This window comes from Exiguobacterium sp. s46 (assembly GCF_018618875.1).
Lineage (GTDB): Bacteria > Bacillota > Bacilli > Exiguobacteriales > Exiguobacteriaceae > Exiguobacterium_A > Exiguobacterium_A abrahamii.
Window position 1 is genome coordinate 207,987 of record NZ_JACSMY010000003.1, and the last position, 14,451, is coordinate 222,437.

Consider the following 14,451-nt stretch of genomic DNA (forward strand, 5'->3'; position numbering starts at 1 on the left):
ACAGTAAAGAGACCGAACACGTAAAGATAAAGAAAGAAGGAATCCATCATGATGAAACAACTCGAAGGAAAAGTTGCATTAATTACAGGAGCAGCAAGCGGAATCGGTCTTGAGATTGCTGAAGAATTCGCTCAAGAAGGTGCGAAGGTCGTCATCGTCGATCTTCAGGAAGAAGCTGCAAAACGCTCTGCTGAAACACTTCGTGAAAAAGGCTTCGATGCGTTTGCCGTCGCAGGTGACGTGACGAATGAAGAGGCAATCAAATCAAGTATCGAACAGACTGTCGCACACTACGGAACGATTGATATCGTCATCAACAATGCGGGTATGCAACACGTCTCACCAATCGAAGAGTTCTCGACTGAGAAATTCGACTTGCTTCAAAGCATCATGCTTCGTGCACCATTCCTTTATACGAAATATGTCTTCCCGATCATGAAAAAACAAGGCTCTGGACGAATCTTGAACATGTCATCGATCAACGGATTGATTGGTTTTGCAGGGAAAGCTGCTTATAACAGTGCGAAACACGGCGTCATCGGTTTAACGAAAGTCGCAGCATTAGAAGGAGCAACTTCAGGTATCACGGTCAACGCGATTTGCCCAGGATATGTCGATACACCACTCGTCCAAAACCAATTGTCTTCGCTCGCTGAAACACGGAATGTACCACTCGAACGTGTATTAGAAGAAGTCATCTATCCACTTGTCCCGCAACAACGGTTACTCCAAGTCAAAGAAATCGCGGATTACGCTATTTTCCTTGCAAGTGACAAAGCAGCAGGTGTCACGGGTCAAGCTGTCGTTCTCGATGGTGGTTATACAGCGCAGTAAGCAACGATATAAATGAAGGGAGGTACTTTTTGGATACAATCCAGAAAGCACCTCCCTTTTTTGTTTGATGGACTGAACAAAAACGTTCAGCTAATTTGACGTGAGTGGATTAACGGAAGTTAATGAACTGAACGTCGACCGATAACGGAAGTTCACGAACGATTTGCATGACTTGTTGTAGGTCGTCACGTGATTTACCTGTGACACGGATTTGATCATCTTGGATCTGTGTCTTCACTTTTAATTTCGATTCCTTGACGGCATTGTTGATCTTTTTCGCATCGTCACGATCAATCCCGCTCTTAAGGATGACACGTTGGCGAACCGTATTCCCAGCAGCCTGCTCGACTTTTTCGTACTGCAGGTTTTTTGTCGGGACTTCGCGCTTGATCAATTTTGCTGTTAAGACATCTTTGACTTGATCGAGTTTGAAATCGTCATCTGAGATTAGAATCAAATCCTCTTTTTCGAGCTTCATGTCGCTCTTTGAACCTTTGAAGTCGAAGCGGTTCGTGATTTCTTTTAGTGCGATCTGAACTGCATTCTTGACTTCCTCGATGTTGATTTGTGACACGATATCAAATGAATTATCTTTTGCTGCCATGTTAATCTCCCCTTTCATTCCACTCTCTATTTTAGAGAGGAATACCGGAAGCGTCCACTGCTTTGAAATTTTGTTATAATAAAAACCATGAAATGAAAGGGGTGCTTAGCTTTGAAACAAACAGCAGACATGTTGACGCTCACACCGCAAGAACTGGATGAGCGATTTGCCTATAGTGGAAATGATTTAGGAGCGACCTTCTCAGAGACAGCGATTCGCGTGCGCTTATGGGCGCCGACGGCAGAACGTGTCGTGATTCGTCTCTACAAGACACTACGCGCACGAAAAGTCGAAGAGGTCGAGATGGTGGCAGGCGAACGGGGAACGTACGTCGTTGAACTCGATCGAGCGGCATATGAAGGTTATTTCTATACGTTTCAAGCGAGCATCAACGGACAAAAGGTCGAGGCGGTCGATCCGTATGCGAAAGCCGTCGGAACGAATGGAAAACGCGGTGCGTTGATCGACCCGACAAGTGTGACACCAGAACGATGGATCGAAGAACGCCCACTGTTCCATTCTTCGCAAGACGCAGTTGTGTATGAATTACATGTACGCGATGCAACGAGTCATCCGGCTAGTGGTGTCGTCGCACGTGGTACGTTCGCTGGGCTGACGGAAGCAGGGACACGGACACCAAATGGCGGATTAACAGGACTTGATTATTTAGCGGATCTCGGTGTGACACATGTCCAGTTACTGCCGATCTATGATTTTGGCTCAGTCAATGAGACAGCGCCGAACGACCCGGATAACTATAACTGGGGGTATGACCCGGTGAACTACTTTGCGCCGGAAGGTTCATACTCGTCGAATCCAGATGATCCACGAACGAGGATTCTTGAATTAAAACAATTGGTACAAGCGTTACACGATCGCGGGATCCGTGTCATCATGGACGTCGTCTTCAATCATACGTATGATGCAGCAACGGTTCCGCTCGGTCAGTTCGTTCCTGGATACTTCTATCGTCAAGAGGCGGATGGTAGTCTCTCAAATGGTAGTTTCTGTGGAAATGATACGGCATCTGAACGTCTGATGATGCGAAAGTTCATTCTTGATTGTGTGACGTACTGGGCGAAAGAATACCATCTGGATGGTTTCCGATTCGATTTGATGGGACTTCATGATGTCGAGACAATGAATCAGGTGCGCCATGCACTTGACCGGATTGATCCGTCGATTCTGATCATCGGTGAAGGTTGGGATCTCGATACGCCACTTGATCCAGAAGAAAAAGCGAACTACTTCAATGCACCGAAAATGCCAGGAATCGCTCACTTCAATAACGGTTTACGAGACGGGGTCAAAGGAGATGTTCAAACGCCGGAAGACCGTGGTTTCATCAGCGGGGCATTCGACCGGACGAGTGAAGTCAAACGGGGAATCGCTGGTAACGTCTCTTCACAAGGATTTGCTGATGAGCCGAATCAGGTCGTCTCGTATGTCGAAGCTCACGATGATTTGACGATTTGGGATAAATTAACGGTGTCTCGCCCAGAGGATACGGAAGAGATTCGCCGGAAACGGCAAATGCTCGCGAATGCGATCATCTTGACGGGACAAGGGATTCCGTTCCTTCATGCCGGACAAGAGTTTTTCCGGACGAAGGACGGTGTTCGTGACAGCTTCAATGCCGGAGAGGTCGTCAATCGTCTCGATTATGAACGGGCAGAAACAGAGCGTCCGGCCGTCGAGTACGTCAAAGGATTAATTGCCCTTCGTCGTCAGTATCCGATGTTCCGTCTCGCAAACGCATCGATGATCAAGAAGCATCTTCGTTTCCTCGAAGAAGGGGAAGGTGTCATTGCCTTTGAACTGAAGCGCACCTATGAAGGATACATCGAACGACAGCGCGTCTACCATAATGCGACGGAAGAGGATATCACGATTGAATTGCCAAACGGTGAATTCGAGGTATTGGTTGAGTCGGGTGCAGTTAAGTTGCACGCACCACGACTGCATGAAGAGAAACAGTTGGTCGTTCCAGCATTGACGACGACGGTCATCGCCGAACGAAAAGCGGACTACAAGAAGTATGCGGTGGCAGGTGGTGCAGCCTTGACGATCATCGGATTGTTGTACGCAGCGAACAAACGTCGTAAGAAAACCGATTAAATCAAGAAGGACGGAGCGCAAGATGGCTTCGTCCTTTTTTACGTGGATGACAGTCCGATGTCAGCCTGTCATGAAATTGACTTGCCTGAATTCATCGAAACCTTGTTTGAAGCGTCACCTTTCGGGAAAAAACCTCTTAAGTAGTATATGGGATGTTGTTTTTATGAAAGGATGTACGGCGTATGTTTGGTTTCGAGGATTTATGGAAATTCTTTTTGTCGTTCTTTTTATTGTTGCCTATCGTGACATTGATTCATGAGATGGGGCATTACTTTTTTGCCCGATTGTTCGGTGGAAACATGGAGATCAATATCGGTTCTGGAAAATCGTTACTCCGTGTCGGACCGATTCGTTTAAATCGTGTCTATTTTTGGGATGGATGGTGTCAATATGAGGCACTACGTCACGAAACGAAGTTTGCTAATATCATGGTCTACGCTGGTGGATCGATCGCGAACTTAGTGAGTATCTTAGTCGTAAATAGTCTCATTTATGCCGGTGTGTTCGAGGCATCGATCTTTACGTACCAATTTGCGTATTTCTCGTTTTATTTCGTCTTTTTCTCACTCTTCCCGATCGATCATCCAAACGGTTATCCGAGTGATGGGAAAGCAATCATCAATGTCTTCCGTTACGGTAAATCAGACTATCATCCACAATCTTAAGCGAAGATTAAAGCCTCCTTCCATCATTGGAAAAGAGGCTTTTTACTCAAGATTCCGATTCGCTAGACGAATCAGATTCCGTTTTCGTTTGTTCCTGCTCGAGTTCGACGAGCTTTTGAATCAAGATATGGCGCGGCATATGCATCAGTTGTTCAAGTGGTACGTTCAGACGTTTTGCGAGTTCGACAGCCGTCTCTGCTGATAATTGTAAAGGTTTCATCGTGTTCGTCCTCCTTTTTCCATGAAGTTAGTATAACAGGAGGTGCAAGCCGAGCGCATCAATAGTAGCGAGAAACTGAGAAGGTTGATACCGTATGAAGTAGGAAGTGATGCATATGTATAAACCTGCTGCAGAGCTGTTACTCCATGAATCCGTCTCACTGTTTGATCGAATCGGGGAGGATTTGCTTCTTTTTCGAGATCGCCACGGATTTATGAAATGTGATGCGGATTTAAGACCACTATGGGAAACAGCATGTGCGTATGTTCCATTCTCCTGGTACATTGAGCCAGGCGGTGGACGATTGTTCATCGTATTTGAAGAGTCAGCTTATTTTGGTTTACTAGATTTAGAGCAAGGGCATTTAGATTATATCAAGCGACCCGCTGCTTTTTCCGAGGCATGGTTCAGTAATTTATTCTTGTGGCAAGATGATGAGATCTTCCTGTACACGGCAGAAACAGACGTCGTCTGTGTGAACGTTCAAACAGGGGACTGGCGGTACTCAAATTATGAAGAGGCGCCACTGTTCGGGCGCTTAGTGGAGCGAGGATATGATACACGTTTGACGTTCGAACGATTCATCGCACCTACGACGATCATTTCTTATGATGATCTAAAAGAACGGTATGTGATTTGGGACGCTGCGACGAATCAGGAATCGATCATTCCTTTTTCAGATTACGCGGAGTACTCGCTCGTTGATCACCGGCACCAATTGTTTTCGATCACCGATTCATCTCGTTTTTACTTGTATGAGAAGAGTCAGCTGAAATATAAGTTCGAGGGATGTCATTCCTCCGTTTTACTCAAAAGTGTGTTACTCGATGAAGAGGCGCGACGTCTTGCGATCGTATCGACATCGGCGACATTCGGCAACACATGGGTTCAAATTTTTCAAAAGACGTAATGAAACATCCTTTTCGCTTTTCAGCAAGAAGGATGTTTTTTGTACGTTTATACAGAAAGGGGACGCATCATGCAACGGCTTGGTCATCTGATGAGTACGTATTTTCGAGGAGTGTTGATTGTTTGGGCAATCCTGCTCGTCGTGCTTGGATATTTCGCTTATCAACTACCCGATCGGCTAGAAGGAAACGGATTTACGCGTGACGGTGATTTTCAACGCGTCGAGACAGTACTCGATCAAGACTTCGGTCAGGATCCGCATACGATCATCGTTCTATTTGAAAATCAAGAGAATCTACAACAAACGATGGTGGAACATGTCGAGCGCTTCCGTGATATCAAAGGTGTCGGGAACGTCACTGGTCCTGTTGAAAATCCGCGAGCGATTCGGAACGATAAGGGATACGTGACGGTCGGGGTACCGACACTTGATGCGAAATGGGCAGCTGCGGTCACACGTCAACTGGATGATACCGGAACGATTCGACTAACGGGTGAACCAGTCGTCGTCGATGATTTGAATACAGCGTCGAAAAATGATCTCATCCGGGCTGAGTTGATTGGAATTCCAGCAGCGTTGATCGTCTTGCTACTCGTTTTCGGTACTCCGGTTGCCGCCATCCTACCGTTGATCATGGGACTCGTTACTTTTGTCTTTGGTGCCGGTGTTCTTTATTTCGTCGCCGGGCAACAAGAGTTATCAATCTTCGTCTTGAATGCGGTCGCGATGATTTCGCTGGCGCTCGGAATTGATTTTTCGCTGTTATACGTCAATCGATTTCGCGAAGAACGGCAGGACGGACAAGATATTCGGAAGGCGGCGATCCGTTCGGTCGAGACGGCAGGGCGTTCAATTTTATTTTCCGGAATCTGTGTATTCGTCGGACTTGCCGGGCTATTGCTGATTGATGTGGATGTCTTCCGCGCTGTTGCGATCGGGACGCTCGTTTCGGTCCTCGGGGCAGTCGTCAGTGCATTAACGTTACTACCGGCACTATTGATCGTTTTCGGGAAGGTGTTAGAGAAAGGACGACTCTTCCGGCAGCGAGCAGGTCGTAGTGAAGATCGTTGGCGTCGCCTCGCTCGTTTCGTCATGAAGCGCCCGGTCGCAGTCACGATTTTGTCCTTATTGCTGTTGTTACCTTGTTTATTGCCGTTACGTGATTTGACGTTGAACATTCCGCAAGCGACCGCTTTACCGGAATCGTATCCATCGCGTCTCGCCTTTGAGTCGTGGGAAAAAACATTCGGAAACGATGGAACGGACGCCGTCCTCATTTTATCTGCTGATGCTTCCTCAGAGGTGGGACGAGAAAAAATCGAAGACGTGACGATTCGACTCGAGTCGGATCCCGATGTACGTTCCGTCGTATCCGCCGCAACGATTGCCGAACAGCAACAAGTGACGCTCGAGCAGTTAGTCGCTGTTCCGGCCGGGCGCGAAGCTTTGACGGCATTTCTATCAGAGAACGACCAAGCACGAATTGATGTTAACTTAAAAGGAGATCCCGGCGATGCTGCTTCGCAAGACTGGGTGCGAAAGATGCAAGCGGACGGTTATCTTGTCGGGGGACCGGCAGCCTTCAATCAGGAAATTTATGATGCCATTGAATCGAAACTCCCACTAGCAGTCGGTGTCGTCGTTTTGGCGACATTCATCATCCTGCTGATTGCGTTCCGGTCCATCTTGATCCCAATCAAGGCGATTCTGATGAATTTGCTTAGTCTAGGAGCGACATTCGGATTACTCGTCATCTTGTTCGAGTCCGGCGCAGTTCTTCCGCAGGAGACGATCGGCATTCTGACACCGGTCTTCATCTTCTCACTCGTCTTTGGTTTATCGATGGATTATGAAGTGTTCCTCGTCTCGCGAATGGAAGAGTATTATGACGAGACAGGCGATAACGATTACGCGACCGAGATGGGGCTTGCGAAGACGAGTAAAATCATTACGTCTGCTGCCTTGATCATGATCGTCGTCACAGGGGCGTTTGCCTTCACGGGCGTCAGTCCAATTAAACAACTTGGCGTCGGTATCGCGCTTGCGATATTTATTGATGCTACGATCGTCCGGATGCTACTCGTCCCCGCACTGATGAAACTATTTGGTCACTGGAACTGGTGGTGGCCGGGTGGTCGTCGTAAAGCGATCCGCAAGTGACACATCACGTAAGCACATCAGTAGCTATTCAGAGGAAGACGAGCGTATACTGTCGATATTCAATTCAAGAAATTAGAGGAGGCACTTCACTCATGGCAACTCAAGCAATGTTTGAACCATTTACATTACCAAACGGTGTGACGCTGAAAAACCGCGTCTTGATGGCACCGATGACGAACTATGCGGCACAAGAGAACGGCGAAGTATCGGATGCGGAACTCGCGTACTATGCGGAACGTTCAGGCGGCGTCAGTGCGGTCATTACAGCATGTGCGAACGTCACGGCAGACGGTCAAGGATTCCCGAATGAGTTCGGTGCGCATCGTGACGATCTCGTTCCAAGTCTGAAGCGACTTGCAAAAACGATTCAAGATAAAGGCGCAAAAGCGATCTTACAAATCTTCCACGCTGGTCGCATGGCACCACCAGAACTCGTCGGTGGGCAAACAGTCAGTGCAAGTGCTGTCGCACCCGTACGTGAAGGGGCAATGACACCTCGTGCATTAGAGGCAGAAGAAGTTGAAGCAATCGTTGAAGCATTCGGTCAAGCGACACGTCGTGCGATGGAAGCTGGATTTGATGGTGTTGAGATTCACGGTGCGAACACGTACTTGATTCAACAATTCTTCTCACCACACTCAAACCGTCGCGAAGACAAATGGGGCGGTAGCTTAGAAAAACGTCTCGCCTTCCCATTAGCGGTCGTGGATGCAGTCGAAGCTGTCGCGAAACAGGATCCTTCGTTCATCGTCGGATACCGTTTCTCTCCAGAAGAGATCGAAAATCCAGGAATCACACTCGATGATACGATGCGCCTCGTCGATGAGCTGGCGAAAAAAGACCTCGATTACTTGCACGTTTCCGTGATGGACTTCTTCGCAGGTTCGATTCGTGACGAAAATGCAACGACATCACCAATCACGCTCGTCCAAGAACGTGTTGGCGAACAAGTACCTGTCATCGGTGTCGGATCGTTGCACACAGCGGACGAAGTCGAACAAGGTTTGGCTGTCGTTCCAATGATCGCCCTCGGTCGTGAACTGATCATGGAACCGAAATGGGTTGAGAAAGTCGAAGCGGGTGACCTTGCGTCAATCCGGACCGAACTTGATCCAGAAGCACAAGCAGAACTCGTCGTTCCAGATGCGTTATGGGCAGGTATCACAAGTCGTCCAGGCTGGTTCCCGATCAAACAAACAAGCAAATAATAGAACAGCATCAAAAAGCACTCTAGATCTCGTGTCTAGAGTGCTTTGAGACTGAAGGTAAAGTGCAATTTTTCTCTAACGAGAAGGATTGCGCTTTTTTGTTCGTCTCGCATCATTTTCCTGGGACAAGCATCGCGCCGCTTCGCTTCGCTGCAGGGTCGCTCTTGCTTGTTTTTCCCTAGGAAGCGATGTCGAGTGAACAAAACGCTTCTCTGATCCTTCGGTATAAAAAGAATGACGCGCCACACGCCACTCCTACAGGGAAAAGCGCATTTATGCGATGTCAGAGACAAACGAGACCCGTTTCCTGCTCGAATAGAGCGGGAAAACTGGCTTGTGTCTCGCCTGAGGAAAGGGCGTGAAAAGATGCATCATTTTTTGGAGTCAGCCCTGTTGTCTACAATTTTTTTGTTTATTAATAGGCAACCTGTCCCATCCGAACGCCACAAAACGTATGCAAGGTGACCGGATCCTGTAGATTCGTTCGTTCCAACATATCGTTTAAGAGCAAGGCACAGACGTAGGCATCCTCTTTCGCATCATGGTGCTGGAAAGAGACGTTGAGGAATTCTGCCATCGTATTCAATCGATGGTTCGGCAACCACGGATACAGTTTGCGGGATAACTTGACCGTGCAACCGTACGTGAAAGCAGGCATCTGGTACATATCGTATTTTTGAATCGCTTTTTGGAGCGCCCCCATATCAAATGATGCATTGTGGGCGACGACCAGTTGAGCACCTGCAATTAAATCGTATAAGCCATGTGCTTCCATCGCTTCAGGTAACGTCGGTGCATCGAAGACATCACTCGGACGAATTCCATGAACCCGGATGTTTCCGGCATCGAAGTTTTCTTCTGGATTGATTAAGACCTGTTTACTCTCCGTGACGCGACCGTTAGAGAGAACGGACCAACCAAACGCACAAATACTTCGGCTATTCCGATTTGCCGTTTCAAAGTCAATCGCTAATGTATACATGTAGCAGGCTCCTTTCTGTCATTCACTAGTAACAGAATACATGTTCGTATTATAGAAGTCCATCAAAAAAGACCATCTGCAAGGCAGATGATCTGATATCTCTTCCATTCACTTCGCGGTGGCGACTTTTTGTTCCTCTGCGACGTATTCCTCCGGCTTAAATAACAGAACGCGATCTTTATAGGCGAAGACAAGGGCCGTCAAGACAGCCATCGCATCAGCGATCGGGAAAGCGAACCAGACACCATTGACACCGAAGAACAGGGGTAAGATTAGGACGAGTGGAATCGTGTATAACGTTTGGCGTGACAAGGACAAGAATAAAGCGACTTTTGCTTTGGCGAGCGATTGATACATCCCGTTGACAATCATTTGAATCCCATAGACGAACGATAGAGCGAATAAGATGCGCATCGCACTCGAGCCTTCCTGCAGCAGTGTTGCTTCTTCCGTGAACAAGCCGACCCAAAAACGGGGGAACAGTTGAATCAGTAACCACAAGCTGATTGATAACGATAAGCCGTAACGGATTGCGAGTTTGATGGCAAGCGACATCCGGCTAAATTGCCGAGAACCGAAATTATACCCGACGATCGGTTGCATCCCTTGTACGATCCCCATGATCGGCATACCGACAAGCGCCATGAACTTATTGATGACCGCAAACGTCGCTAGTTCTGTCGTACCCCCGTACCGGACGAGCATGTGGTTGACGGTGATGAACAAAATCGATTGGGAGACTTGCATGATGAACGACGATGATCCGATTTGCATCATCCGAAACGTTAAACGGAAATCGGGTTTGAAAGCATTCCGATCGAGTGTTAACCCCGTTTGCCGACGTTTCGTAAAGAAGAATCGGAAAACAAGTGCAGCACCGACGATTTGCGCAACGACTGTCCCGAGTGCAGCACCTTGGATGCCCCAATCAAGACCAAAGATGAACAGAGGTGTCAGGACGATGTTGATGGCAACCGTCGTCAACATGACGCGCATCTGATAGTTCGCGCGTCCTTCTGCGCGTAACATTGCACTCGACGCCATCGTCAACATGAAGAAAGGAGATCCGATCAAGAGGACGCGTAAGAAATCGATGCTATACGGCATGATTTCATCTGTCGCTCCAAAGAGACGAAGTAACGGTTCGACGAAGATGAAAGCACTGATGATGGCGAGCATACTGATGAAGAAAACCGCTATCAAGACGTTCGCATAAGCACGACTGGCACCATCCGTCTGTTTTTGACCAAGCCGTTGTGACGCAATCGCAGCCCCCCCGATCCCAATCGAGTTGGCGATTGCCATCAACACGAGCTGGACGGGGAAAGCGATTCCGACAGCGGCAACGGCAGCCGTACCGATGCCTTGAGCGACGAAAATCGTATCGACGATATTATAGAGTGCCGTGACGAGCATCCCGACCATTGCCGGCAAGGAGAGACTAAGTAAGAGCTGGTTGACAGGTGCTTCACCCAAACGGGCAGTGTTTTTATTCATGGAAGGAGAGCCTCCTTTTTTAGACAAGTGGTAAGTAGGGTTTTACTCAGAGTAGTCGCTTCTATGAAGAGATGCAAGAAATCACTCTAGTCAATGTGTTCGTTCCATGAAAAAAGGATGCGCCATGAAGCGCATCCGATGGAACTCGTTTTAAGATGGTGTAGGCAAGTACCCTTTCGAGTACTCGAAAGCAATGAATAAAATGGCACCGAGCGCCAAGTAAGCGAGTAAGGTGATCGTTTGTTGTTTTTTCGGCATCTGGTGATACTGGACCGACTCTTCAGCGAGTCGGAGCGGTTCGATCCGCTGATCGATTCGTCGCAACAACGCATCGTAGTCGTTCGCAGCATCATATTGATACCGTAACAGATCGTCCGCTTCCTGACGTGCCTCTTCTGGACTCGCTTGTCGCAAATCTTGTAAATCGAGACGAAGCGACCAAGCAATCGGATCGTACGTACTTTCGACCGTTTGTTCTTCCTCCACTTCCGGTGCAAGAACGACTTCAGCGTTTGCACGTTCCTGCTCCGCCTTTGCGCGTAAGACGCGTTCGCGTGCAGCACGGTATAACATCAAGGTCGATCGGTTCGCCTCATATTGTTTTGCGAACTTATACCGTTTCCAGACAGCACTGCCGCCGAAGAAAGCAATCAAGAGCAGAATCAGGCTGAAGTTCGTGATGCCGTAAGCAATCAAGGCAGCAAGACCAGCGACCCAAACGATGATCGGAAGTCCCGCAAGAATCCGTCCGCCGTCAAGCGGACTGACGGGAAGTAGGTTGAAGAGATTCAATAGAGCTCCGAGATGGAAGATGACGAGCCAAAAGTCATTTCCCGTCACAGCGTATCCAATCGCAAGCGGAATCAGGGACACAAGACCCGCGAGTGGTCCACCGTACGCAAGAATCGCTTCTTGTTTTGGTGTCCGGAACGTATCTTTGATTCCGATGACGGCTCCCATGAACGGTACGAAAATCGCGGGACCCGTTTTAAAACCGAGTCGTTTCGCAGCGAGTAGATGTCCCATCTCATGAATGAATAGGAGATAGAGCAATCCGACTCCGAACCAGACACCGAATACTTGAGCGTAAAAGAGAAGCGAAACTCCGAACGAAATCAGAGTGCCTCCAAACTTCGAAAGTTTCAATAAGGCAAGGATGACCTTTCCTTTCGTTAAGAGAAAGGCGCCGGCAACAGCAAGTCCACCCCAACGTTTTTTAGCCATCGTGAAATTCCTTCTTTCATCATGTGACGTTCTTCCTTAAGTGTACGACACAAATGTAGAAAAAGTTTCATTTAGACTGCTCGAGAATCAGATAGAAACAACTGCCATCTGGCTGACGCGCTTCACTACCGACCTGAAAATGGTGTGTCGTCGCAAGTGCAGCAGCAATCGACAATCCGAGTCCACTTCCTGAACGATCGCGTGCTGCATCAAGTCGGTAAAACCGGTCAAATAACCGGGTACGTTCTTCGTTCGTTAGAGATGTTCCTCGATCAAGAACAGCGAGTCGCTCCTTGCGCAGATGCAATTCAGGAGAAGTGGCATATTTCAGGGCGTTATCGATATAAATCGTCAAGATGCGTAGCACCGCTTCGCGATTCGCCAGGATTGTTCCAGAGGCATCAACAGGGATGATCGTCCCTGTCGCGTGATACATCCGATCAGCGAGTTCGCTCCCAAGCTCGGCTAAGTCAATCTCTTCGACAGACGTTTCTTCATAACCGAGACGAGACAGTTCGAGCATGGGCTCGATCAAGGTCGTCCGCATCGCATGCGTCTCCTGTAAGATATTTTCAATCGATTCATCAAGGACGTCCGGCTTCGTTTTGCCCCATCGCTTCAATAATTGCGCATACCCTTCGATGACGGTCAGCGGTGTCTTCATCTCATGCGAGACATCGGCGACGAACTGCCGTTGTTGTTCCATCGTCTGATCGACACGCCCAATCATCTGATTGAAGACATGACCGAGGCGACCGATCTCATCATCGCGTTCGGTCTGCACAGTCTCAAGCGTTCCAGAAGACGAGATCCGTTGCATCGTATCATTCAGTTGCCTGAGCGGGCGAAGCGTCTGATATGCAATCCAGAAGCTACTGATGAACGCGATGACGATTCCGACGACCAACACGATGGTGAAGGTCAAGATGAGTGTCGAGACCGTATCATCGACGCTTTCATCTTCGAATAAATAGGCTTGATCCTGATAGACGATACCGAACCAATCGCCAGACTTGAAAGGTTCGTTCGAGCGCGGGATACCAGGGAGGTCACTTGCTCGTACGTCTCCGTTAACGGTAGAAGAGTTGTCATCCTCTTTATCGTTTGAAATGACCCATCGTCCATCTTCGTTCGATAAGACGACGGAATCTTCATGAAGCGTCAGTAATGCCCGGACCGATGAATCATCCTCCATCAATTCCTCTGCCTGTTCAAGCTGCGTATAACGGGATTCAATCAAATGATTGCGGACGACGAAGGTCACGACGATGAACGAAAGTAACAATAAGAGTGTCGTGAAGGCGGTGACGGATAAAGCAAGTTTCGTTCGAAGCTTCATGACGTCGCCTCCCGTAGCACATACCCCACTCCACGAACGGTCTGAATCAAAGCAGGAGGGTGGGCATCGACTTTTTTCCGAAGATAACGAATGTAGACGTCGACGATATTCGTCTCGCCGAAGTAATCGTACCCCCAGACGCGATTTAGGATTTGTTCGCGTGTCAGGACATGTTCCTTGTTTTCGAGTAAATACGTCAGGAGTTCGAACTCACGTGGTGTCAAATCGAGTCGCAATTCATCGCGAAATGCTTCGTGTCGATCAAGGTCGAGTACAAGATCAGCGAACTGTAACGTGCGCGATGCGTTATTCGTTGAAGCCGGAGTGCGGAGTAACGCCCGGATCCGGGCAAGGAGTTCCTCCATCTCGAACGGTTTCGTCACATAATCATTCGCACCAAGATCGAGTCCTGCGACTTTATCGTAAACTTCTCCACGTGCTGTTAGCATAATGACGGGGACATGAATGCCTTTTCCGCGGAGCCTGCGCAACACCTCGAAGCCGCTCAGCTCCGGCATCATCACGTCGAGTAAGACGAGATCAACCGAATGCTCAGCGGCAGCGAGACCATCTTTTCCGTTAGAGGCGACACGTGTCGCGTACCCGGCATATTGGAGTTCGAGTTCAAGGAGGCGTGCGATTTTCGCATCGTCCTCAACGATTAAGATGGTGGTTGGCATAAACATCCTC

Annotated in this window: 13 protein-coding genes; 6 read left to right on the forward strand and 7 right to left on the reverse strand. The window is 48.4% G+C overall.

The features are described from left to right. The first annotated feature begins 48 nt into the window (after positions 1-48). On the forward strand, positions 49-834 hold the full coding sequence (locus KNQ08_RS14245; RefSeq protein WP_029342884.1) for a 3-hydroxybutyrate dehydrogenase: 786 nt from the start codon (positions 49-51) through the stop codon (positions 832-834). Positions 835-943: 109 nt separating this feature from the next. Here the strand turns inward: KNQ08_RS14245 and KNQ08_RS14250 are convergent, their stop codons facing one another. Further along, positions 944-1,438, reverse strand: a complete 495-nt coding sequence (locus tag KNQ08_RS14250; protein WP_023469671.1) for a YajQ family cyclic di-GMP-binding protein — start codon at positions 1,436-1,438, stop codon at positions 944-946. Between the two features lie 111 nt (positions 1,439-1,549). Here KNQ08_RS14250 and pulA point away from each other — a divergent pair, with 111 nt between their 5' ends. Together pulA and KNQ08_RS14260 are read left to right on the forward strand one after the other, a co-directional pair. Further along, positions 1,550-3,556, forward strand: a complete 2,007-nt coding sequence (pulA, locus tag KNQ08_RS14255) for a type I pullulanase (RefSeq protein WP_251133728.1) — start codon at positions 1,550-1,552, stop codon at positions 3,554-3,556. Positions 3,557-3,738: 182 nt separating this feature from the next. Next, positions 3,739-4,221: a site-2 protease family protein gene (locus KNQ08_RS14260; RefSeq protein ID WP_214806185.1), complete on the forward strand. Its 483-nt coding sequence runs from the start codon at positions 3,739-3,741 to the stop codon at positions 4,219-4,221. Positions 4,222-4,267: 46 nt separating this feature from the next. Here KNQ08_RS14260 and KNQ08_RS14265 read toward each other — a convergent pair whose 3' ends face one another. Next, a complete protein-coding gene (locus tag KNQ08_RS14265) occupies positions 4,268-4,441 on the reverse strand; it encodes a YycC family protein (RefSeq protein ID WP_214806186.1) in 174 nt (57 codons plus the stop codon). A 115-nt stretch (positions 4,442-4,556) separates the two neighbouring features. On the opposite strand from KNQ08_RS14265, the gene KNQ08_RS14270 reads away from it, so the two are divergent. From KNQ08_RS14270 to KNQ08_RS14280, 3 genes are all read left to right on the forward strand, one after another. Further along, positions 4,557-5,351, forward strand: a complete 795-nt coding sequence (locus KNQ08_RS14270) for a hypothetical protein (RefSeq protein WP_082663182.1) — start codon at positions 4,557-4,559, stop codon at positions 5,349-5,351. Between the two features lie 69 nt (positions 5,352-5,420). Continuing rightward, the gene (locus KNQ08_RS14275; RefSeq protein WP_214725094.1) at positions 5,421-7,511 is read left to right on the forward strand and encodes an MMPL family transporter; all 2,091 of its coding nucleotides are present in this window, start codon (positions 5,421-5,423) and stop codon (positions 7,509-7,511) included. Between the two features lie 92 nt (positions 7,512-7,603). Further along, positions 7,604-8,719 carry an NADH-dependent flavin oxidoreductase gene (locus KNQ08_RS14280; RefSeq protein WP_058265686.1) on the forward strand — a complete coding sequence of 372 codons (1,116 nt, stop codon included), beginning with the start codon at positions 7,604-7,606 and terminating at the stop codon, positions 8,717-8,719. A gap of 415 nt (positions 8,720-9,134) precedes the next feature. Here KNQ08_RS14280 and KNQ08_RS14285 read toward each other — a convergent pair whose 3' ends face one another. The 5 genes from KNQ08_RS14285 to KNQ08_RS14305 all read right to left on the reverse strand — a co-directional run bounded on the left by KNQ08_RS14285 (position 9,135) and on the right by KNQ08_RS14305 (position 14,441). Continuing rightward, positions 9,135-9,701 carry a 3'-5' exonuclease gene (locus tag KNQ08_RS14285; protein ID WP_053452136.1) on the reverse strand — a complete coding sequence of 189 codons (567 nt, stop codon included), beginning with the start codon at positions 9,699-9,701 and terminating at the stop codon, positions 9,135-9,137. Positions 9,702-9,809: 108 nt separating this feature from the next. Continuing rightward, positions 9,810-11,198 carry an MATE family efflux transporter gene (locus KNQ08_RS14290; protein WP_149427994.1) on the reverse strand — a complete coding sequence of 463 codons (1,389 nt, stop codon included), beginning with the start codon at positions 11,196-11,198 and terminating at the stop codon, positions 9,810-9,812. Positions 11,199-11,348: 150 nt separating this feature from the next. After that, on the reverse strand, positions 11,349-12,422 hold the full coding sequence (locus KNQ08_RS14295; protein WP_149427993.1) for a site-2 protease family protein: 1,074 nt from the start codon (positions 12,420-12,422) through the stop codon (positions 11,349-11,351). 67 nt (positions 12,423-12,489) lie between these two features. Then, positions 12,490-13,761 carry a HAMP domain-containing sensor histidine kinase gene (locus KNQ08_RS14300; protein WP_214806187.1) on the reverse strand — a complete coding sequence of 424 codons (1,272 nt, stop codon included), beginning with the start codon at positions 13,759-13,761 and terminating at the stop codon, positions 12,490-12,492. Next, positions 13,758-14,441: a response regulator transcription factor gene (locus KNQ08_RS14305; protein WP_214772252.1), complete on the reverse strand. Its 684-nt coding sequence runs from the start codon at positions 14,439-14,441 to the stop codon at positions 13,758-13,760. Before KNQ08_RS14305 ends, KNQ08_RS14300 begins: the two co-directional genes overlap by 4 nt. Between the last annotated feature and the right edge of the window lie 10 nt (positions 14,442-14,451).